The organism is Celerinatantimonas sediminis, assembly GCF_046054195.1.
Classification (GTDB): Bacteria; Pseudomonadota; Gammaproteobacteria; order Enterobacterales; family Celerinatantimonadaceae; genus Celerinatantimonas.
Genome location: NZ_JBEQCS010000005.1, coordinates 184,346 through 204,555 on the forward strand (window position 1 = coordinate 184,346; position 20,210 = coordinate 204,555).

Sequence of the window (20,210 nt, forward strand, 5' to 3'; positions counted from 1 at the left end):
AGTTAGTCGACTCCTAACATCGCAATGGCGATATCAAAATAGATAGATGCAGTGGCAATAAACTCTTCAATGGGCACAAACTCATCGGGTTTATGGGCAACCGCGAGCGAGCCTGGACCGATTACAATGCCCTTGGCTCCCAGCGCTCGAAAATGCACTAAATCGCAGCCGCCTTGAAAACCATAAGGACCCGGATCGCTTTGTCCATAACGCTGACTGGCAGCAAGTCCCACCTGAACAATTTTTTCATCGGCACTGGTTTGCGTTGCCCCGCCCGTCGTTGGCTGCCAGCGCACAATCTCGGCTTCGACACCAAACTGTTGTTGGGCAACATCTAAAAGCTGCTGAATTTCTTCTTTTACCAGCGACTCATCTTCACCGGGCACCATGCGGCGGTCTAACATTATCTCGCAATCTTGGGGCACGACGTTATCAGCATGGCCACCATGAATACGAGTGACCGTTAAGCTGGCGTTGCCCACTAATGGATGATGACGGCAACACACCTCTTCGTGGTGCGATTTTTCAACCAAGCCCAGCAATTGCCCAGCTTTATAAATCGCGTTAACTCCCAAATCGGGCGTCCCAGAGTGAGCCGCTAAGCCTTTCACTTTTATAACCGGACGCAAGCTGCCTTTATGAGCTGAGAACACTGCATTAGACGTTGGCTCGCCAATCACTGCAAAATCGATTTTAGCGGGCTGATTTTTAACGTAATATTTAGCGCCTTCACTGGCGACTTCCTCATCGGCGGTAAAAATCACCATCAATCGCCCTGACCACAGCTCTCGATTCGACGCCAACATTCGCGCCGCTTCGACCATGCCAACTAAGGGCCCCTTGGCATCACAAGAACCGCGGCCATATAAACGCCCTTCGCGCTCAGTGAGGACAAACGGATCGCTGCTCCAACCAATGCCTGCTGGAACCACATCAAGGTGCGTATTAAACGCAAAGCAAGGGCCTTCACCGTTTTCCAACACAGCGATCATATTGGTCCGACTTGGCGCATATTCGCTATATGAGACATCAAAACCAAATTCAGATAGCCAACCTGCTGCACATTGAGCAGCCTCAATTTCTTTGCCCGGGGGATTTTCAGTATTAATTGCGACAATGGTTGCTAAATTTTCTTTCATCCGCACGCTATCTACGTTTGGCATAGTCAGACTCCGATTAATGTAATATTTGATCTAAGAAACGGCGGGCTCGTTGGCTCACATTCGATGAGAAGAAGTCATTGGCACTGGCCTGTTCGATAATTTCGCCATCTTCCATAAATAAGATTTTGTTCGCCGCACGGCGGGCAAAACCCATCTCATGGGTGACGACCATACTGGTCATTCCTTCGGCACTGAGCTCAGCCATCACATCGAGTACTTCGCGAATCATCTCCGGGTCAAGCGCCGAGGTGGGCTCGTCATAAAGCATCAGGTCTGGTTTCATCGCGAGTGCTCGAGCAATGGCAACACGCTGCTGCTGACCACCGGAGAGCTCATCGGGGAAATGTTCGCTGCGCTGTTGCAGGTGAACTTTAGCCAGCAGCTGTTCCGCTTGCTTGCGAGCGTCAATACGGTTCAGACCAAGCACAGTCATTGGGGCCAGCATGATATTCTCAGCCGCCGATAAATGAGAAAAGAGCTCATAGTTTTGGAACACCATGCCGATGCGCTGGCGTAATTTATAAGGCGATATATCACCGCCGCTGATGTTTTTGTTATCAAAGAAAATGTCGCCATTTTCTGGTGGCGCTAACATGTTAACGCAGCGCAGCAGTGTCGATTTGCCTGAACCCGATGGACCGATCAGAACAACGGTCTCTGTTGAGTGCACATTCACACAGCAGTTTTTTAACACCTGATTCTGGTCGAAATATTTATCGACACCGATAATCTCTAATAGTGGTTTCTCTTTTTTGCTCATGAGACCTCCTTATCGGGTGTGCTCAAAGAAAGCTCTGAGGCATTGGTTGGAAGCTTTTTACGTCGTTTTTTCGGATCAAGGTGGCGCTCTAACCAAGATTGCGTCGCCATAAATAGGCTGGTTAACAGCAAGTAGTAGATGCCCGCTGCACATAGCGCTTCAAAGTAACGAAAACTTGCGCTTGCGGTTTGGTTGGCAACCAATAAAAGTTCCTGAACCGCAATAACCGAGACCAAAGCACTCGATTTAAGCATGCTGATCATCTGGTTACCCATTGGCGGCAACACAATACGTGCAGCTTGCGGAAGCACAATTTTGCGCATCACTTGCGTGCGGCTCATTCCCAAAGCAAGCCCGGCGGTCCGCTGACCACTTTTCACCGCTTGCAGTCCAGAGCGTAAAATCTCCGCCATATACGCCCCTTCATTCATCGACAGCGCCAGAACTGCACAAGTGAACGCTGAAAAGCGCATACCGAATCCTGGTAACACGTTATAAATAAAGATGATTTGGAACAGCACAGGGGTGCCGCGAAACAGCCATAAGTAAAAATAAGCGAGTACTTTTAAAGGTCGAAATGGCGCTTCTTGAAGAAGCGCCAGAACTAACCCTAAGATCACGCCAAAAAATAGCGAAGTGACGGTGATCATAAGAGTCATCCATGCCCCTTGTATAAAGGATGGCGAGATGACGTAATGCCACATTAAGTCTAGGGACATGAATTGCCTCCGTTAGCAGTTACAATCAGTTAAAAATCGAGACAGACTGAGGCAAGTCCCACTTTTTGATAATCTTGCTGTAAGTGCCATCTTTAACTATCGCTTTTAGACCTTTTTGAAGTAATGCTGTCATTTGGCTATCGCCTTTACGAACTGCAAATCCAATGTGAGTATTGGCTTCGAACTCAGGTCCAACCGCTTTGAAAATCCCAGGTTTTTTGCTAAATAGAGCTGCAACTCCTGGAGTTGATAGATATTCAGCATCAGCGCGGCCCTGAGCCACAGATACAGCGGAATCAGTCGCGGATGGATAGGTCAAAACTTTGATTGCGGGTTTATTAGCGCTTGTACATTTTTTGTTATCCGCTCGCGCTTGGCTCTCTTCAATCCCGCCAAGTGTTACAGCCACGCGCTTACCGCATAACGAAAAGTTTCGCCCGGTAATTTTTCCCGGATTATTGTCCTTAACTACAACTCGGTTACCAATTTTCATATACGGCACAAAATCGACCTGTTTGGCGCGAGTTGGATTGATATACATCGCTGAATTGATGATATCTAACCGTTCCCCCTGCAATGCTGGAATCAACCCTTTAAATTCCATTTTCATTGCTACAGGTTTAAGGCCGACTTCCTTACTTAGCGCTGTAATCATGTCGATATCAAAACCGGTTAATTTGCCATCTTGGACAAATTCAAACGGCATAAAGGTTGCGGCAGTCCCGTATGTTAACTTTCCTGACTCAACCATTTCACCAGCCACAGCGTTTAACGATGTGAGCGATGAAAGCGCAATAGCCACTACCCCAAGGCAGCGAATAACAGGCTTAGATCTAAACATATATATCCCCAAAATTGATTATTATGGATCGAAAAATACAATTAAATGTAAAACGAACTATCGCTGTCGATATTAACCGCACCCGAGTCGCGATTCGGCTACAAAAAGAAGCAGTGAGGATTAACCAATACCAGCCACATAAATTCTGAAATATTTAGCAATCTTTCGCTGTTTTACCCATCTTTTGGATTATATATAGCAAAATACGATCCAAAATGACGCTATATAACCCATGACAATTGCTTTTCATTATGAAAATCAATGAATACCATGATCATAGAGCTATGAAAAAATGATAAAAGGTACACGAAAAAAGTTGTATTAAATGTTCATAAAAGACAAATTAATCCCTAAAAGAGTGCAACAGCTGCACTTTTTTAGGGAAATAAGATAAATCTAGGCGGATATTTTGAATTTATTTTAATAATAAGCCTACAATATTGTATATTTAGAACCTAATAATACATTCAGGATAAATCCATGCCCACTGCATCTAGCGCAAGTAGTCGAAGAATAGCCAGACAGATTATTGAGCTGATCTGCGAGGCCAAATTTGAAATCGGTCACCATCTTCGCGAACAACATTTAGCCGACGCCCTAGGTGTATCGAGAACGCCAGTAAGAGCAGGACTCAAAGAATTAACTCAAATGGAAGTGGTACAAGCTCGTCCTCATCAGGGATTTTATCTGTTAAAAAGTGTTGAACAGCTGCAAGCATTAAACATTGAACAGCCCAAAAGTGTCGATCAAACCTTATATGAACAGTTGGTTCGAGACCGGATCCAAGGTGTATTAGATGCTCAATTTACCCAAACACAGATAGCCCAACGATATAACGCCGATAGAGGTGTGCTCACTCGTACGCTTTTAAAACTGGCAGATGATGGACTCATAGCCAGACGAACAGGACAAGGTTGGCGGTTCTTACAAACTTTAAATACAGATATCGCACTGCAAAATGGTTATGGATTTAGGCTAATGATAGAGCCAAGTGCCCTTTTATCGACACAATTTCATATCGACCGTCATCAGCTTAAACGCTGCCGGGCACAACACTTACGGCTGATAACTCATCCAGATATCACCCAAGTTGCTCCCAAAGAACTATTTGAAACTGACGCTGAATTTCATGAAATGCTAGCTGAAGCCAGCGGCAATTTGTTTATCCATCAAGCTATTGTGCAACAAAACCGCTTACGCCGATTAATGGAGTTTGCCAGCTACAATAACAAACGCCGAGTACGAGAATGGTGTGAAGAGCATGTCGCCATTCTCGATGCTATTCGTGACAATGATAAAGAGCAGGCAGCTTTATTGATGAAAAATCACCTGCAAATAGCTTATGACCAGGTTGCCAATAAGGTACCTAAGGCTTAAGAATTACCTTTGCTCTTCTTTTTAAAATTGACACATTCGCTATCTTTTTGTTTATGTTTCATCGCCAAGTATATATCTCGATCTTCTGTCAGATACATTTGGTAATACGGTGTATGATAAACAGGTGTTAATTTATTGACAGGGTAATATTTATCACTAATAAACCTGACGTCATAACTGTCTAATATAAAATTATGTTTTGTTAAAAAATAGCCACTTGAACCTTTGTAATTTTCATCAAGGTTACGACAGGAAAAATAATTCTTTAATGAAAACTTAACAATTGGAAATGCATTTATGACAGCTCTATTTTCTTGTATAGTAGGTAAGTCACCTGAAATAGAAATAGTTTTTCCTAAGTCGTTTAGATCAGCAATTTTACTACTTACAGATGTCATCATTGTAAGATAAGAGTCATACCGAATAGACTGTGCTTTTGGATAAACATTAGCATTAACAAAGAAAATAATAATTAATGGAATGATAACAATATTACTCCATTTGAAACCTAGCATTTTAAATAAAAGATAATATCCATATATTAAAAGGCCAGAGAAACCAATCATTGTACGAAATTGAACAACCGGAGAACTTAAAAAGCAAAGAATACAAAATGATAAAAACAATACTAAAATAGGAGATATTAATAACAAACATCTACGAGAAAATTTAACATATTGTTTTTTACAAATAAGATGTAAAAATGGCAATACTAGAAACAATATAAAATATATGTAATATAGATATTTAAACTGACCAGAAAAAGTTAATTTAATAAGACCTGTAAAGCTCATTACATTTTTTAAAAATTCATGCAAGCCATTTATCGACAGAGCAATTAAAGCACTATGTTCTACACTATAAACCCCAGATATAAAGCTCTTTACTGAGAGCATGTATAACATAACACTTAATACAATTGACAATATATATTCGTAGATAAAATATTTATCATTAGCTCCTTTTTTTTGAAAAATATAATTTTCTACAAAAAGGATAAATGATAATACTAAAAATAGTGAAATAGCTGGCTGATACAAGGTCCAAATACCAAGTAGCAGTATTGTTCTTATCCCCACTGATAACGTAAAATTATTTTTCTGTGGTAACAATGCCGTATAGATTGCTAGTGCAATAGCAAGAGTCATTGTCAGAGAGTCATAACGATATGAATAAACCTGAAGTAAAAAAGGACTACCCAAGCACAAAACCAGAGCAATTATGCCACTAGCAACATGTTCTTTAAATAAGAGCAACCTTAACCTATTAGCGCATAAGATTACCGAAAAAACACCAACAATAAGCCCTAAAGGATAGATATTAACGCTACTGTTTATGGCAATCATTTTAAAAATGAAATTGGTTAGAAGACGACCATTACGATCCCATGCAAAAATACCATTGATACTCCGATAAAGATCATCAGCATAGTAAAATTGATATAGAAAAAATCCGCTTAGATAAATAGTTAAAAGAATAGAGCTATATATAATATAATTCTTTTTATTGTTATCCATATACATTCCCTATTTTTTTATAAAATATCGAGGCTTATGGCGCACTTGATTATATATTTTCCAGATGTATTCGCCAATGACGCCTAAACCTACCAGCTGAATACCTAACATTAAAAATAGAATATAAGCTATTAAATAGGAGTTGCTAATTGTAAAGTTTTCAATAAATAGCGCTTCACAAAAAACCGATAACAACAAACATAAAGAGGTGATGGATATAAGCCCGCCAATGTAGATCCAAATCTTCAGAGGAAACGAAGAAGAAAGCAATATCGCATTAAAAGCATATCGGACCAGTTTCAAGCAACTAAAATTAGAGTGCCCTGCAATCCGTTTATCTCTTTTATATTCAACAATTTCATAATCTGAACCAACCTCTTTATAGATTGCCTTCATAAACATTTCATAATCATCAAGCTGAACGATTCGCTCAACAACCGCTTTAGAAAGCAATCGAAAGTCTCCGACATTATTATCAATCGGAACATCACTCACCAAATTGAAAAATTTATAAAATAATCGAGCGGTATTTTTCTTTAAAAATGAATCTGAATTACGATCAACTCGTTTGGCTAAAACAGACTCAGCATTGGAAGCTTGCCACTTTGAAATGAGCTCTAATACCACATCGATAGGGTCTTGCAAATCAACATCAATGGGGATCGCTGCATCAGAATCATGGCTGATGTTCTCAAGACCCGCAAACAATGCTATCTCTTTACCAAAATTTCTTGAAAAATTGATAGTTTTAATATGATTATCGCCAACGGATAACTCTTCAATAATCACTTGCGTCTGATCATTACTACCATCATTCACAAATATGATTTCAAGTGAAAAACTATGTCCATATAATTTTTCTTTGACTGACTGATAAAATAATTTAATAGTATCTTCTTCATTATAAACTGGAACAACTATAGATATTTTCATGCTTTATGACCTACAGTTAATACTATTTTTTTCATGACAAAGAACCCGAATAGAAAATTAATTCCCGAACTTATTATTAGTGTCAAAAATGGATTCCCATTTAATTGGCCAGCTATATAACCAATCAAAAAATAAATAATCGCCATAAAGCAAATATAAAGAAGGTATTTTCTTATATGAAGGTTAGCCCGAAAGGTAAAGAAACTATTCATACAATAGCTAAATGATACGGTAACAAAAAAACCTAGGACATTTGCAAGGGATTGATCTAAGTAGATTAATTTAAATGCAATAAAAAACACCAACCAATGAATAGCCGTATTAAAACATCCAACAAACCCATAGCGAAAAAACATTTCCATATATTAATTTCAACTAACCAGATACAAAAAAGCCATCTAATATAAAGAAAGATATCATACAACTCAATAGACGGCATCGAATAATTCTAATATCCTAGAATATTAAAAAATAATATTAATACTTATTAATTAATATTATAGTCCATTTTTAGTAATCACTTAATAGGGTTATATTTATACTCTGCTAAACCACTACTCTTGAGAGAACACTTAACAGGTCAACCCCATCCCAGAGCCAATCAAACGCAAGCGCTTGACCCGGAGCAACCACTCGGTCGATCATGATGCTCGCAGATTGAGCCAACTGCTCTTTCATCGCTTCTCTAGAGCTACCAACCACGACACAAGTTTGATAATTAATGGGTTGGTTAAAAAACTCTTCAATACTCTCAAATTGAGACCAATAAAGTGTCCCGCCTCTGCGAGGTGGTAACTGAGCTAGACTCTTGAGCTCGCCCCAACCAATATTATGAGTGCTGTGATAACCTTTAATGAGTCCATCTAGTGAAGCTTTTTGCAGTAATGTCAGCTGTGTTGAACCACTGCAAATAGATGAATCAATATATTCGGCAATTTTTGCAAATATTTTCTTGCGTAGCGATGAATCACTACCAAGCCACACCAACACTCCCGGGGAAGAACACGATTGCTGAGCAAATTGGCTAATATCCTGAGCAAGCTGTTTTAATTGCAGTTGCACAGAGTGGCCCGGCATCTGGCGAATATTGTGCTCATCAAGCACCGCCAAAGATTGGCGATCAGCAAATGCAACCTCCAACGCACCAGGCGATAGTGGATATGATCTAATTTGTTTTATTGTCGCATTGCCTCCCCAAATGACTCGGCTTCGCGATTGCAAACTTAACGCTGTTGTTAACGTATCACTATGGGAAAAACGTATAAATCGAATACGCTGGGCGATGCTCTGCCAGCGGTTTTGGCTTAATAGCTGATTAATGGCTTTAATCACTTGCTGCTGTTCTGGTAGTTGCCGAGAGGATAAACGCACGATGGTTGGATTACCTTGCAACAGAGATGCAAAAGCTGAATGAAATGCCACCATCGGCACATTCGCCGGAACGACATGAAAGCTCAGCCCGCGTGGCGCGCGCAGGTTATCTCTTTGGCGAATTGCCACCGCTTGTTCAAGAGCACGAGCGCGCAAAAAGAATCCCAGTGCTCGAGCATTAGGGGCGTCACTTAAGCGGCCCAACGCATCACTAAGGGCTGCAAAAAACTCCATTAATATCGGAGCATAACAGGGTAATGGTTCAAGATTTAGCGTCTGGACATTTGCATTTTCAGGGACTTCGACCTGTATAAGTTCAGCGTCATCATCACTTAACTGAAGGTATCGCTGCATCCTCTCACCTCTGCTTTTTGCTCCCGGCCGAGCACTTTAAAATAGCGACCTTTGCGACCACATGGACAATCGTCATCACCCAACCAAATTCCTATATCCTCAGTTAGAATACTCTGGCCCGGATAGCTTTGTGCTAAAGAGGAAAACACCTGAATCAGCCCTGGCTCACCCATGGGGCTGGGAGCTAAATTAACCGGGTTTCGAATTAAAATGTCGGAAAAAATCGGGCAATGCAGATGGCCATGCTCACAACTGACAAAAATACTCCCGGTTTGCTCGGCCATACCGTAAAAATTATGCACCTGATTGGAGCCAATCGAAGCTTCACATTGCTGATTAAATTCTTCACTGCTAACCGAGAGATGTTGCAGCTTTTTCCAACCGCCACTGTGAAAAATAATGGCTTGGCTCAGATCCAAACTCACCCCTTGCTCCGCCAGAGGTTTGAGCAAATATTGCCAAAGCATAAAGGTGAAACCAAAAATGAGCACCGGCTGATTTTGATGTGCTTTCACAAACGCTTCAATCACGGGCCAATTGGGTTGCATCTTATCATCCAGCGCATAACAATGATCACGGCCCATAAATGACAAGCCTAAAGCCCCCGCGCCACGGGCCGAAAACCCACTGCGCTGCGCAATCAGATTACTTTGCTCAATGAGCAGCATCGGCAAGCGGGCTCGACCCACCCAACTTTGCATGATCTTAACAAGCGCTTTGCTTTGCAAGGCCGCGTTCGCCCTATCTAAGATAATCTGAGATTTTGCGCCGCTCGTCCCCGATGAGGTAATCGTTTTAAACACCTCATCATCAGCAATACTGGATAATCGAGCTAACTTAAAGAGCTGAACAGCCAGTGGTAACACTTCACAATACTCTTCAGCATCTAGGTTTAAGTCTGAGCCTTCCAAAAGCGTGTTATAGCTTGGACAATGTTCGCTATGCCAACGAGTTAGTTCATTTAGCCGAGCGAGTAACAGCCTTTCTTTATCTTGCTGACTGAGTCCATAAATTGGCGCATTCCACAGGCTATCCATCTCACTCATATCTGTGCTCTTATATGGCTTTTTCAATCATTGAAACCAGTCCGATATAGTCTAGTTTCCCATTAATGTTATGAGGTAAATCGGCAATCACTGCGACTTTAAACAAAGACGGATGCAGTTGTAGCTCTTCGCGAAGATACGACTCAACTTTGATTCTTTGCACAGGGGTGAGTACTGAGATACGCAGCGCATTATCCCCACCACAGCAGGTGGCAGGAATACCTTGCGCTGCCAGTGCACTCTCAAGTGAATCAAGCGCAGTTCGCACGCCAGCTAGTTTAACAATGCGTTTGAGCCGCCCGGTAATATAAAAAAATCCCTGAGAATCGCGATATCCCAAATCACCAGTTTTTAAAAACTCTGGCCGCTCGGGCTGCGCTAAATCCTTAAGCTCTGCGGCATAGCCAAGCATCACATTGGGTCCGCGATAGATAAGCTCACCGATTGTGCCATCAACGAGTGGCCGGTTTTGCTCATCAACAACCTCAATCGTACCGCCTGGAATTGCCACACCAATGCTTTCTGAACGCGCTAAGACTTGGGTCGCTGGCAAATAGGCAATTCGCGCAGTTGCCTCAGTTTGCCCATACATAATAAAAAACTCTTTCCCCTGCAAACTGGCCCAGTTGGCAAATCGCTCTGCCAAATTTGCATCCATGTGGCCACCTGCTTGCGTCAAAACTTCTAAATCAGGCCACTCGCTGCGGCGCATCCGAAGCTGCTCATAGATTTGATAACTATAAGGGACACCAGCAAGCTGAGTGATACGCTGCTCGCGCATCAATTGCCAGAATTCTCGACTTAATGGGTCGGGCTCGGTTAAAACCGTCGTGCCACCAATCCATAAGTGGCTATTTAATAGAGATAATCCATACGAATAAGCCAGCGGCAGCGAGCTTAGCACACGCGATGAAGGCTTCATCTGTAAATATTGCGCAATAGAGGCGGCATTCGATGAGATATTTTCAAGGCTAAGCTGAACCAATTTGGCACTACCGGTTGAGCCTGAGGTAGTCAACATCACTGCTAAATCATCGTCAAATTGGTGGCTCTGTTGAGATTGTCGCTGTCCTTGCAAACGGCCATTTAAATAACACCAATTGGGCTGATAGCGCTTTAAAATAGTCTGTTCAGTGCGCCGATTTAATTTTGGATTAAAAAGAATAACTGGATGTCGGCCTATCAGCGCGGCCAGATAAATAATAACTGTTTCCGGGCGATGGTAGGCCCGCAGCACAATCAGCTGACGCTCTTTTCCCCATTGGCGAACCAATAACTGTGCTTGTTTGAGTAACTGCTTATAACTTAAGGAGGTTCCATCGTGCCAAAGGGCTTCACCTTGGTGACACGTTATCTTTTCCACTAAGTTCAAAGTTGCATTCCTCCATCAACTTTTATGACTTCACCGGTGATGTAACTGGCCATAGTGCTGGCTAAAAATAATGCACATTGTGCCACTTCTTGCGCACTGCCTGCTCGTTTAAGAGAAATTTGTTCAATATGTTCAAGGCGTTGTGAATCAGTCAAATCAGCCACCAGCGATGTGTCGATAAATCCTGGGGCAATGGCATTAACGCGAATATGATCGCTAGCTAATTCTTTGGCCAATGACTTAGTCATTCCAATCAAGGCCGCTTTACTGGCTGCATACACGCTTTGTCCGGGATAACCATTTAACGCCATCACCGAAGACATGTTAACAATACTGCCACCACCTGCTCGGCGCATCATCCGAGCTGCATACTGACAACAATAGAAAGGCCCAAAACTATTGGTCGCAAAACTCTCTAAAAGAGTATTATTGGCAGCCATTGCCAGTAACGAATCAATGCGCACACCCGCATTATTAATTAATATATCAAGAGTTTTACTCTGGGCAAAGACACTGCGAAACCCCTCTTTTACAGCCTGCGCATCACTCACATCAAAGGCATGTACAGAAACATTTACGCCATAACGTTGACGCAACTGTTCAGCTAAAGCGCCCAAAGCTTGTATGTCTCGCCCATTGAGATATAACGTGGCCTGATGCTCGGCAAATAGCTCCGCGATGGCCCTACCGATGCCACTGCTGGCACCTGTAATAAGAGCCTGTTTACCCAGCAAAAGCGCGCTCATTACACATTAACTCCGTATTTAGCAAGGATCTCACGCGCCTTGGCAACGGAGCTCATATCGATAATGTCATCGGTATCAAGCATCACATCGTAACTGTCTTCAAGAGCGGCGATAAGTTGCATATGCGCCACCGAATCCCACTGGACAATGCCTTGATATTGCAAGGAATCGCTGATCAGGCTGACATCGACAGCCAAGGCTTTGGCAAAAACTTCATTCAGAGGTGTTAATTCAGACATGACGAAAAAATCTCAGTAAATTTTGCCGCGCTCGAACATAAGATGGCGCGGTTAACGTTAAAGTAATCCAATAATTATCATTGGCTTGCGTTTGATAGCCTAACATTTGGTTCAGTCTTAGCGCACTATTATTATCACTTTTTACCTGAGTCTGTATCTGGCCTATCTTAAATTGCTCAAAAGCGGCATCAAGCTGACACAAAGCAACTGCAGTGGCTAATAAACCATGACGAACACGGCTTTGGCCCAGATACAAACCACCGTCAGCGGTTGCCTGGCCCATTAACGGCTCTTTTGCAAACCCTTTTAAATTAGCATAGCCCGCGCGAGTATCACCGACATAGACACACCAGTGACATTGTGAATCATCGGAGCTGATTCGTTCATACCAAAGGCGCTGCTGCGAAGCGCTAATCAAGGACTGGCTGAGCATATTCAAGCGAACTTCATCACTATTGCGCCAGCGCCGCAGTGAGGGCAAATCAGCAGGAATAATAGGTTTTAAACTCACGCCATAACGCGTGATAAGCGGTGTTAACATGTCGTAAATAATTTCCTAAATTGCAACTCTCTCACGGTTCTTTGGTTCAGTGCTGGTACTGAGCTTAAGAATATCTTACCCTTGAGCCTCTTCCCCTGTTAACAAGGAATTGGCATGGCGATCGCAATCATTCCGGCGCGCGGTGGCAGTAAACGGATCCCGCGTAAAAACTTAAAACCATTTTGTGGCAAACCGATGGTAAGCTATGCCATTGAGGCGGCAAAGCAAAGCCAATGTTTTGAGCATATCGTGGTCTCGACTGACGATCCAGAAATAGCTGAACTAGCCAGCCAATACGGTGCCAGTGTCCCATTTTTACGCGACGCCGCCCTTAGCGATGATTATGTCGGAACGACCCCAGTGGTGCTTGATACCATTCAACGCCTTGAAAAAGAGAGCCAAATTAGCGACAAAGTGTATTGCTGCATTTATGCGACATCACCGCTACTAGATAGCGATGCCCTTTCGCGATCGCTGGCACTACTTAAACAAAGTGGCGCCGATTATGTCTTCTCTGCCGCAGAGTACCCATTTCCGATTCAAAGAGCCTTAAAACGCGATAAACAAGGATTTATCACACCTTTCTATCCAGAACATATCGGCAAACGCAGCCAAGATCTTGAGCGCGCCTATCAAGATGCCGGACAATTTTACTGGGGAACTCGCGAAGCTTGGCTATCAGGGGAGAGCGTTTTTGAAGGTCGCGGCCAAGCATTTGTACTGCCTCGCTATAAAGTCGTCGATATTGACACCCCCGAAGACTGGAAAATGGCTGAATTGCTCTTTCGCGCCTTGCATTGCGATAAATAGCCACTATGAAAATACTGTTTCGTCTGGATGCAACCACCGCAATAGGCACTGGCCATCTGATGCGAGCGCTGACATTGGCTGATGCCTTTGTTAGTGAGGGGAAAAAATTAGCGCTTCAAGTAGATTGTTGCTTTTATACGCAAACATTGCCTGAAACCTTAAAGAATCTAGTTTTAGCGCGCGGTTTTAGCACCCTTCACACAAATCAATTAAATGCTGATATTGCCCCCATTGAGCATGCCCAACCCGATTTGGTCATTGTCGATCACTATGGACTGGATGCCAGCTGGGAGCGCAAGCTAGATGGCCGCTTTCCACTGTTAGTGCTCGATGATCTAGCAGACAGGCCCCATCATGCGAATTGGCTACTCGATCAAGGCCCGCTGCGCCAGCCAAATGATTATAAACCATGGCTCAATAGCGATTGCCAGCTACTCTTAGGCGGGCAATATGCGCTCATCCGCCCAGAGTTCCGTTTGGTCAAAAAAAACCAAGATCCCACAATTTTGCGACGTGGGTTTATCTGTTTTGGGGGAGCCGACCCGGTGCATGCGACCTTCAAACTCTTAAAAAGTTTAGGCAAGGTTAAAAATGCCCACCAAATTCAGTGGCGCGTTGTGGCTGGGGCCGCGAATCCTGACTGGCTGCAATTAGAGCAGTTATGCCAAAATAGTTCGCTGCCAATCGAGCTTATTCGTCATGAACCCAATATCACGCAGCAGTTGGACTGGGCAGATTTTGCCATTGGGGCGGCAGGCGGCATGACGTGGGAAAGATGCTGTGTTGGGCTGCCGACACTGGCGGTGCCGATTGTTGATAATCAGAGCTTCAACGCACAGGTCATTGACCATTTTCAGCTAGCTCGGTTACTCGATTTTGCCCATCTAGATGATGCTTTATTACTCAGCAAAGCCTTGGATGAACTTGCGCAAAAAGCTGACATTTATCGGCTCAACTCACAAAAACTCATCGATGGTTATGGAGCCAGCCGAGTTGCTAAGCAATTAATCAGTACTTTGTTTTAGCTAAATTTCTGCCACAATTAATAATGTGTATCTGATTAAAGGAGCAGAGAATGCCTTGGCAGTGGAATGAAATACTCAATGCAACGCCCTGGGTTCCCGCTCTTTTAGTTGTTGCCTTATCGCTGGTGATTGGATTTGTTGCTAGGTTCTTAATTTTTCAGCTAATTCGCTATTGGCAAAAGCGCGACAAACCATTATTTAAATCCCTAGAAAACCACCTGCGTGGTTCGATGTTCCTGTTTATTCCTCTGCTCTTAATAAAAATAGGCATCAGCTACGTTGCGATTGACCCAGATATTATCAGCTCCCTATACACTGGCATTAATATTCTGATCATTTTATCGCTGTGCTCCATTGCGATTCGCTTAACCAATGTTGCTCAAGATATTTTATTCCTGCGTTATGACATCTCCCATGCTGACAACCTGCGCGCCCGCAAAATTCGCACCCAGATTATCTATATCAAAAAGGTTGCAATAGTCGTCATTGTCATTTTGGGTATCTCATTTATTTTGCTCAATTTTGCAAGTGTTCGCCGCTTTGGTACGACCATCCTAACCGGTGCGGGTGTTGCCGGGATCATCATCGGCTTTGCACTGCAAAAATCGCTAGCTAACCTATTTGCCGGGATTCAAATTGCTTTTACCCAACCGATTAAGATTGACGATGCGGTGGTCGTTGAAAACGAATGGGGCTGGATTGAAGAGATTAACTTAACTTATGTCGTCGTGCGCATTTGGGATTTGCGCAGGCTCGTGCTGCCCATTACCTATTTTACCGAAAATGCCTTTCAGAACTGGACGCGCAACAGCGCACAGATTTTAGGCTCGGTATTTTTATATCTTGATTATTCCATGCCACTGGCGCCACTTCGAGAATATTTTGAAAAAGTTCTCGATGAAACCGAGCTCTGGGATAGACAAACGCAAGTTCTACAGGTCACCGACAGCACCGATAAAATCATGACTATTCGATTATTGATGACCGCGAAAAATTCCCCAACAGCTTGGGATCTACGCTGTTACGTTCGCGAAAAAATGATTGAATACATCCAGCAAAATTACCCACAGAGTTTGCCTAAATTCCGCGCCACCTTAACCGATGAGGACCAAGCAACCATTAAGCAGAACATTGCTAATCATCCGTCATAAATCACGGTCCAGGATGGGTGGCGATAAAGATAACCATTGCAAACAGTGCGGCAAACAAGAGCAAACCGAAACAATTTAACCAAATCCGTTTAAGGTAGCTTTTCAAAAGCTTAGTTTCCCCTTTAGAGGATATTACAAACGGCTGTTCACGATACTCTGGTTTCACCATACTGTGGTATTGCTCACCTGAGCGTTTATCGGCGAACGTTTTAAATTCACCCAATGCATAAAGTGGGTCGTCGGCGACGATAAGTGACTCGCTATAGCGATAACGATGGTCATAACCAACTGAACGACCCGCAAGTATCTCACTACTAGAAATGGAATCATAAGTGCTACTCACGCGCCGAAAAATTGCAGGGGTTACATCCGCTCCGTATGGCTCTACCTTGCAGCAACCCGTATCATCCTCTAATAGAAAAGGAGTGTCAGAGCTGCGACTGAACTCTGTTCTCCACTCTACGGTTTCTTTACCATCTTTATCTTTGGTCACTACTTTGCGTTCTTTCTCGACTAAAAACCAAAGGCATGCCAGATCAGAAAATGGGGCGCGCTGATATGTTTCTCCCGAACACGCGATGGCTTTGCCGATAAGTTCAACATAGCCTTGTGGCGCTGAGCGAATTTTTGAAGTTGCGGTATCTGCCACCATCCGGTAACGATGATAATTACGACGAATAATCCCAATAAAGGCTGCAAAGCAAATGAGGAAAATGCCTCCCATGACTAAAATTGCAGTCCATTGGCCAGAAGTCATTGAGTCCATGTTCAATTGACTCCTTAATTAAATAAGCTTTTTAGATCAACGTCGCTGGTTTGCTCCTTAGAAAAAGAGAGCATTTCAGCACTTTTAAAGCCGAAGCGCCGAGCGATTAAAACATGCGGAAACTGTTCAATACGGGTATTGAGCAAATTCACTGAGTCGTTATAAAATTCCCGGCGATCACTTATCGATGACTCTAGAGTACTGATACGTTGTTGCAAATTGGCAAAGCTGTCATTTGCATGTAACTCTGGATAAGCCTCTGCTAAAGCGAACAGCTGTCCTAGCCCACTTCTTAGTTCACTTTCAGCCGCTCCAACGGCTTTCACATTTCCATCATGGCTGGCTTGATAAACCCCTGAACGAGCCTGCATAATCCGGTCAAAAGTACTCTGCTCGTAGCTCATATATTGCTTACAGGTTTCAACTAGTTTAGGAATCTCATCATGGCGCTGTTTAAGTAATACATCGATATTTGCCCAAGCACGAGCAACATTGTTTTTCAGATTGACCAAATGGTTATAAATGGATATTCCATAGCAGATAAAAATAATAATTAGTACTGCAAGCGTAATTAGGCCCGTCATCGAGGCATTCATAAAAATCTCACTTGAATGGTTTGGTTTAATTGACTCATTAAACAGTAGGAGAATGAATTTTGATATAAACATCATTAATATGCAAGTAGGTCAATGATAGACAACCTCACACAGAGTGAAATGCCCTCTAAACAGTGATTACTTTCTCATGAAAATCGCCTAATGGTACGACCATTAAGTTTGATCCAACCCAAAGAACTGCCTTAAATTTAGCCAAAATTGCAATTTTTAGCGGTCAAATGTTGAAATTTGCATAACTAGTCAACCACAATGGTAATACCATTAAATGACTTACTATCATCATGTCGAATCAGTCATCGTTATTTAAACCCGTACAACCAGGCCGTGCGAGTGAAGAAATTGCCCTGCAAATTGAAGCAGCTGTGCTTTGTGGCGATTTAAAAGCTGGCGAATCATTACCCAGTGAACGGGAACTGCAACAACTATTTCAAACGGGCCGCGGAGTCGTGCGCGAAGCGCTGCAGACTCTTCGGCAAAAAGGCATGATTGAAGTGCGAAAAGGCGCTCACGGCGGCACCTACATTAAACAGATAGAAGTGGCGCAGGTCAGCGAGTCACTCACCCTGTTTCTGCGCCAGAACCACATTGAACCTATCCATATCATTCGCTATCGAGAAAGTATGGATCATGCAATGGCAGCCCAAGCGCTCACCCAAGCAAGCCAAGAACAGCGCCAAACGCTGGTGCCGATGGCAACAAAATTAGCGCAACTTGCCGAAGATGAAGCCACTTCTCAGCAGCAACTTGGTGAATTAGACCGAAACCTTAATATCGCCTTTGCCAAACTGAGCCACAACCCGGTATTTATCTGGATGACTCAAGCAATGCAGATGGGATTTAGCTCTCAAGACTATAAGCTCTATGAAGATACTCAATTTCGTCTGTTAACCGCCCAGAATTGGGCACACACCGCTCAAGCTCTTGCCAATGGCGACCTGCAACAGACTCATGCGTACATCAGTAAACACTATCTATTGCTACGCGAATGTGTGCAAAACCATCAAGAGCTAAGCACTCACCACAGTTTTATCAACCCAAAATGATCGTTTGAGGAGTTCTATCGACATTTGCTATCAAGGAGTTTTTATGACCCGCGAAAACTATGACTTTATTATCATCGGAGCCGGTTCAGCTGGCTGCGTGCTGGCCAATCGCCTAAGCACCAATCCTAAACATCAAGTCTTGGTGTTAGAGGCCGGACATCCAGATTATAAGCTGGACTTTCGAATCCATATGCCTGCTGCTTTAACCTATCCACTGCAGAGCAAAATGTATAACTGGTGGTATGAGTCAGAACCAGAGCCTTACATGCATAACCGCCGGATTTATCAGCCTCGGGGGAAAGTCTTAGGGGGATCAAGCTGTATTAACGGCATGATTTATATTCGCGGTAATGCCATGGATTATCAAAAGTGGGCAGCAAACGAAGGCTTAGAAAACTGGGATTATGCGCATTGTCTGCCCTATTTTCAGCGCTTAGAAAACAGCTTAAGTGGCGCTAATGACGGCTATAAAGGCGCCAATGGCAAACTAGTGCTTACAGAACCCGAGTGTAGTGAAAGCCCGTTGTTTGATGCTTTTTTTGAAGCGGTTCAACAAGCTGGTTATCCACTAACGAGCAATGTGAATGGCTATCGTCAAGAAGGCTTTGGCAAGTTCGAGCGAACCACGCTCAATGGCCGGCGCTATAGCGCGGCCAGAGCGTTTATCCATCCCATTAAAGATCGCAAAAATCTGCATACGACCTGCCGAGCGCATGTCTGTCGAATCTTATTTGAAGGGACAAAAGCCGTTGGTGTGGAGTATCAAAAAGCAGGCCAGCGCCATAAAGTCTATGCCGCTGAAATTATCTTAAGTGGCGGCGCCATTAACTCACCGCAATTATTGCAACTGTCGGGAATTGGCAATGCCAGTGAACTGCGCGCCCAAGGCATCGAACCTATTGTCGATTTGCCCGGTGTCGGCGAGAACTTGCAAGATCACCTAGAGTTATACGTCCAATACAGCTGCAAACAACCGGTCAGCCTTTATCCGGCGCTGAAATGGTACAACCAACCTGCAATTGGTTGGCAATGGTTAACCAAAGGGACAGGCGCGGCTGCGACGAACCACTTTGAAGCGGGCGGCTTTATTCGCAGTAATGACGAGGTTGCCTATCCAAACCTGCAATATCATTTTCTACCCATTGCGATTCGTTATGATGGTTCTTCACCTCAACAAGGGCATGGCTATCAATGTCACGTTGGCCCAATGAATACCGATGTGCGGGGAAGTGTCAAACTCAAAAGTGCAGACCCATTTGCTCATCCAGCAATCTGCTTTAATTATCTATCAACAAAACAGGAACGTCAGAATTGGGTTGAAGCGATTCGCGCCACCCGCACGATTATGCAGCAAAACGCGTTTGACCCTTACCGAGATAAAGAGCTGGCCCCAGGGCAGGACTGTCAAAGCGATGAGCAAATCCTTGATTTTGTCGCTCGCGAAGGCGAAAGCGCCTACCATCCAAGCTGTACCTGCAAAATGGGTTACGATGAACAAGCCGTCGTAGATAGTCAATTGCGAGTGCACGGCTGTCAGAATTTGCGCATTGTCGATGCTTCGGTCTTTCCCAGTATCACCAATGGCAATATCTACGCCCCAACCATGATGATTGCAGAAAAAGCAGCTGATTTAATTTTAGAAAACGCAGCGCTTGAGCCTTCAACTCAGCCTTTTTATCAACATCACGAATCCAAACACGCGGTTGCAGGTTAACCTCTTATAAGCGATCAATCCGGCCAATCTATGGCTCGATTGGTCGCTATAAAAATTAGTCCACTATCTATTTTGATCTATTCACCCCCATTTTAATCTCAAAAA

General features: G+C 43.5%; 21 protein-coding genes. 6 read left to right on the forward strand and 15 right to left on the reverse strand.

Annotated elements, in window-relative coordinates:
• Nucleotides 1–2: 2 nt before the first annotated feature.
• The 4 genes from ABTQ23_RS08290 to ABTQ23_RS08305 are packed head-to-tail and all read right to left on the reverse strand — an operon-like array spanning nucleotide 3 to nucleotide 3,483.
• A complete protein-coding gene (locus ABTQ23_RS08290) occupies nucleotides 3–1,163 on the reverse strand; it encodes a M20 family metallopeptidase (protein WP_408615223.1) in 1,161 nt (386 codons plus the stop codon).
• Nucleotides 1,164–1,176: 13 nt separating this feature from the next.
• Complete coding sequence (locus tag ABTQ23_RS08295) at nucleotides 1,177–1,923, reverse strand: amino acid ABC transporter ATP-binding protein (protein WP_408615224.1); 747 nt, start codon at nucleotides 1,921–1,923, stop codon at nucleotides 1,177–1,179.
• Nucleotides 1,920–2,642 carry an amino acid ABC transporter permease gene (locus tag ABTQ23_RS08300; protein WP_408615225.1) on the reverse strand — a complete coding sequence of 241 codons (723 nt, stop codon included), beginning with the start codon at nucleotides 2,640–2,642 and terminating at the stop codon, nucleotides 1,920–1,922. The genes ABTQ23_RS08295 and ABTQ23_RS08300 overlap by 4 nt, the downstream gene beginning before the upstream one ends.
• Nucleotides 2,643–2,667: 25 nt before the next feature.
• Nucleotides 2,668–3,483 (reverse strand): ABC transporter substrate-binding protein, encoded by an 816-nt coding sequence (locus tag ABTQ23_RS08305; protein WP_408615226.1) that lies wholly within the window; start codon nucleotides 3,481–3,483, stop codon nucleotides 2,668–2,670.
• A gap of 480 nt (nucleotides 3,484–3,963) precedes the next feature.
• Between ABTQ23_RS08305 and ABTQ23_RS08310 the strand changes: the two genes are divergently transcribed.
• On the forward strand, nucleotides 3,964–4,860 hold the full coding sequence (locus tag ABTQ23_RS08310) for a GntR family transcriptional regulator (protein WP_408615227.1): 897 nt from the start codon (nucleotides 3,964–3,966) through the stop codon (nucleotides 4,858–4,860).
• On the opposite strand, the gene ABTQ23_RS08315 is transcribed toward ABTQ23_RS08310, so the two are convergent.
• The 9 genes from ABTQ23_RS08315 to ABTQ23_RS08355 all read right to left on the reverse strand — a co-directional run bounded on the left by ABTQ23_RS08315 (nucleotide 4,857) and on the right by ABTQ23_RS08355 (nucleotide 12,979).
• Complete coding sequence (locus tag ABTQ23_RS08315) at nucleotides 4,857–6,377, reverse strand: glucosyltransferase domain-containing protein (RefSeq protein ID WP_408615228.1); 1,521 nt, start codon at nucleotides 6,375–6,377, stop codon at nucleotides 4,857–4,859. The genes ABTQ23_RS08310 and ABTQ23_RS08315 overlap by 4 nt on opposite strands.
• Before the next feature lie 9 nt (nucleotides 6,378–6,386).
• Nucleotides 6,387–7,310, reverse strand: coding sequence for a glycosyltransferase family 2 protein (locus ABTQ23_RS08320; protein WP_408615229.1), 924 nt, complete (start codon nucleotides 7,308–7,310; stop codon nucleotides 6,387–6,389).
• Nucleotides 7,307–7,672 carry a GtrA family protein gene (locus tag ABTQ23_RS08325; RefSeq protein WP_408615230.1) on the reverse strand — a complete coding sequence of 122 codons (366 nt, stop codon included), beginning with the start codon at nucleotides 7,670–7,672 and terminating at the stop codon, nucleotides 7,307–7,309. Before ABTQ23_RS08325 ends, ABTQ23_RS08320 begins: the two co-directional genes overlap by 4 nt.
• Before the next feature lie 184 nt (nucleotides 7,673–7,856).
• Nucleotides 7,857–9,035 (reverse strand): acyl-CoA reductase, encoded by a 1,179-nt coding sequence (locus ABTQ23_RS08330; RefSeq protein ID WP_408615231.1) that lies wholly within the window; start codon nucleotides 9,033–9,035, stop codon nucleotides 7,857–7,859.
• Nucleotides 9,014–10,072, reverse strand: a complete 1,059-nt coding sequence (locus ABTQ23_RS08335; RefSeq protein ID WP_408615276.1) for a LuxE/PaaK family acyltransferase — start codon at nucleotides 10,070–10,072, stop codon at nucleotides 9,014–9,016. Before ABTQ23_RS08335 ends, ABTQ23_RS08330 begins: the two co-directional genes overlap by 22 nt.
• A 19-nt stretch (nucleotides 10,073–10,091) precedes the next feature.
• Nucleotides 10,092–11,444: an AMP-binding protein gene (locus ABTQ23_RS08340; RefSeq protein WP_408615278.1), complete on the reverse strand. Its 1,353-nt coding sequence runs from the start codon at nucleotides 11,442–11,444 to the stop codon at nucleotides 10,092–10,094.
• A gap of 5 nt (nucleotides 11,445–11,449) precedes the next feature.
• Nucleotides 11,450–12,199 carry an SDR family NAD(P)-dependent oxidoreductase gene (locus tag ABTQ23_RS08345; RefSeq protein ID WP_408615232.1) on the reverse strand — a complete coding sequence of 250 codons (750 nt, stop codon included), beginning with the start codon at nucleotides 12,197–12,199 and terminating at the stop codon, nucleotides 11,450–11,452.
• On the reverse strand, nucleotides 12,199–12,438 hold the full coding sequence (locus tag ABTQ23_RS08350) for an acyl carrier protein (RefSeq protein WP_408615233.1): 240 nt from the start codon (nucleotides 12,436–12,438) through the stop codon (nucleotides 12,199–12,201). Before ABTQ23_RS08350 ends, ABTQ23_RS08345 begins: the two co-directional genes overlap by 1 nt.
• The gene (locus ABTQ23_RS08355) at nucleotides 12,431–12,979 is read right to left on the reverse strand and encodes a GNAT family N-acetyltransferase (RefSeq protein ID WP_408615234.1); all 549 of its coding nucleotides are present in this window, start codon (nucleotides 12,977–12,979) and stop codon (nucleotides 12,431–12,433) included. The genes ABTQ23_RS08350 and ABTQ23_RS08355 overlap by 8 nt, the downstream gene beginning before the upstream one ends.
• Nucleotides 12,980–13,093: 114 nt before the next feature.
• Between ABTQ23_RS08355 and pseF the strand changes: the two genes are divergently transcribed.
• Genes pseF through ABTQ23_RS08370 form a run of 3 tightly spaced genes read left to right on the forward strand, consistent with a single transcriptional unit; the run spans nucleotide 13,094 to nucleotide 15,965 of the window.
• Nucleotides 13,094–13,789 carry a pseudaminic acid cytidylyltransferase gene (gene pseF / locus ABTQ23_RS08360; RefSeq protein WP_408615235.1) on the forward strand — a complete coding sequence of 232 codons (696 nt, stop codon included), beginning with the start codon at nucleotides 13,094–13,096 and terminating at the stop codon, nucleotides 13,787–13,789.
• A gap of 5 nt (nucleotides 13,790–13,794) precedes the next feature.
• Nucleotides 13,795–14,814: a UDP-2,4-diacetamido-2,4,6-trideoxy-beta-L-altropyranose hydrolase gene (gene pseG, locus ABTQ23_RS08365; RefSeq protein ID WP_408615236.1), complete on the forward strand. Its 1,020-nt coding sequence runs from the start codon at nucleotides 13,795–13,797 to the stop codon at nucleotides 14,812–14,814.
• Nucleotides 14,815–14,864: 50 nt separating this feature from the next.
• Nucleotides 14,865–15,965 (forward strand): mechanosensitive ion channel family protein, encoded by a 1,101-nt coding sequence (locus ABTQ23_RS08370; protein ID WP_408615237.1) that lies wholly within the window; start codon nucleotides 14,865–14,867, stop codon nucleotides 15,963–15,965.
• A 1-nt stretch (nucleotide 15,966) separates the two neighbouring features.
• On the opposite strand, the gene ABTQ23_RS08375 is transcribed toward ABTQ23_RS08370, so the two are convergent.
• Both ABTQ23_RS08375 and ABTQ23_RS08380 read right to left on the reverse strand, forming a co-directional pair.
• Nucleotides 15,967–16,731 (reverse strand): GIDE domain-containing protein, encoded by a 765-nt coding sequence (locus ABTQ23_RS08375; protein ID WP_408615238.1) that lies wholly within the window; start codon nucleotides 16,729–16,731, stop codon nucleotides 15,967–15,969.
• A 14-nt stretch (nucleotides 16,732–16,745) separates the two neighbouring features.
• A complete protein-coding gene (locus ABTQ23_RS08380) occupies nucleotides 16,746–17,327 on the reverse strand; it encodes a LemA family protein (RefSeq protein ID WP_408615239.1) in 582 nt (193 codons plus the stop codon).
• A gap of 302 nt (nucleotides 17,328–17,629) precedes the next feature.
• Here ABTQ23_RS08380 and ABTQ23_RS08385 point away from each other — a divergent pair, with 302 nt between their 5' ends.
• Both ABTQ23_RS08385 and betA read left to right on the forward strand, forming a co-directional pair.
• On the forward strand, nucleotides 17,630–18,391 hold the full coding sequence (locus ABTQ23_RS08385; RefSeq protein WP_408615240.1) for a FadR/GntR family transcriptional regulator: 762 nt from the start codon (nucleotides 17,630–17,632) through the stop codon (nucleotides 18,389–18,391).
• A 43-nt stretch (nucleotides 18,392–18,434) separates the two neighbouring features.
• Nucleotides 18,435–20,105, forward strand: a complete 1,671-nt coding sequence (gene betA / locus ABTQ23_RS08390; RefSeq protein ID WP_408615241.1) for a choline dehydrogenase — start codon at nucleotides 18,435–18,437, stop codon at nucleotides 20,103–20,105.
• The last annotated feature ends 105 nt before the right edge of the window (nucleotides 20,106–20,210 follow it).

Excerpts from the sequence above, each read along its gene's own strand:
- ABTQ23_RS08335 (WP_408615276.1), bottom strand. The coding sequence starts at position 10,072 with ATGGATAGCCTGTGGAATGCGCCAATTTATGGACTCAGTCAGCAAGAT.
- pseF (WP_408615235.1), top strand. The coding sequence starts at position 13,094 with ATGGCGATCGCAATCATTCCGGCGCGCGGTGGCAGTAAACGGATCCCG.
- betA (WP_408615241.1), top strand. The coding sequence starts at position 18,435 with ATGACCCGCGAAAACTATGACTTTATTATCATCGGAGCCGGTTCAGCT.
- ABTQ23_RS08330 (WP_408615231.1), bottom strand. The coding sequence starts at position 9,035 with ATGCAGCGATACCTTCAGTTAAGTGATGATGACGCTGAACTTATACAG.
- ABTQ23_RS08350 (WP_408615233.1), bottom strand. The coding sequence starts at position 12,438 with ATGTCTGAATTAACACCTCTGAATGAAGTTTTTGCCAAAGCCTTGGCT.
- ABTQ23_RS08305 (WP_408615226.1), bottom strand. The coding sequence starts at position 3,483 with ATGTTTAGATCTAAGCCTGTTATTCGCTGCCTTGGGGTAGTGGCTATT.
- ABTQ23_RS08290 (WP_408615223.1), bottom strand. The coding sequence starts at position 1,163 with ATGCCAAACGTAGATAGCGTGCGGATGAAAGAAAATTTAGCAACCATT.
- ABTQ23_RS08380 (WP_408615239.1), bottom strand. The coding sequence starts at position 17,327 with ATGAATGCCTCGATGACGGGCCTAATTACGCTTGCAGTACTAATTATT.
- ABTQ23_RS08320 (WP_408615229.1), bottom strand. The coding sequence starts at position 7,310 with ATGAAAATATCTATAGTTGTTCCAGTTTATAATGAAGAAGATACTATT.
- ABTQ23_RS08325 (WP_408615230.1), bottom strand. The coding sequence starts at position 7,672 with ATGGAAATGTTTTTTCGCTATGGGTTTGTTGGATGTTTTAATACGGCT.
- pseG (WP_408615236.1), top strand. The coding sequence starts at position 13,795 with ATGAAAATACTGTTTCGTCTGGATGCAACCACCGCAATAGGCACTGGC.
- ABTQ23_RS08385 (WP_408615240.1), top strand. The coding sequence starts at position 17,630 with ATGTCGAATCAGTCATCGTTATTTAAACCCGTACAACCAGGCCGTGCG.
- ABTQ23_RS08295 (WP_408615224.1), bottom strand. The coding sequence starts at position 1,923 with ATGAGCAAAAAAGAGAAACCACTATTAGAGATTATCGGTGTCGATAAA.
- ABTQ23_RS08310 (WP_408615227.1), top strand. The coding sequence starts at position 3,964 with ATGCCCACTGCATCTAGCGCAAGTAGTCGAAGAATAGCCAGACAGATT.
- ABTQ23_RS08375 (WP_408615238.1), bottom strand. The coding sequence starts at position 16,731 with ATGGACTCAATGACTTCTGGCCAATGGACTGCAATTTTAGTCATGGGA.
- ABTQ23_RS08345 (WP_408615232.1), bottom strand. The coding sequence starts at position 12,199 with ATGAGCGCGCTTTTGCTGGGTAAACAGGCTCTTATTACAGGTGCCAGC.
- ABTQ23_RS08315 (WP_408615228.1), bottom strand. The coding sequence starts at position 6,377 with ATGGATAACAATAAAAAGAATTATATTATATATAGCTCTATTCTTTTA.
- ABTQ23_RS08370 (WP_408615237.1), top strand. The coding sequence starts at position 14,865 with ATGCCTTGGCAGTGGAATGAAATACTCAATGCAACGCCCTGGGTTCCC.
- ABTQ23_RS08355 (WP_408615234.1), bottom strand. The coding sequence starts at position 12,979 with ATGTTAACACCGCTTATCACGCGTTATGGCGTGAGTTTAAAACCTATT.
- ABTQ23_RS08300 (WP_408615225.1), bottom strand. The coding sequence starts at position 2,642 with ATGTCCCTAGACTTAATGTGGCATTACGTCATCTCGCCATCCTTTATA.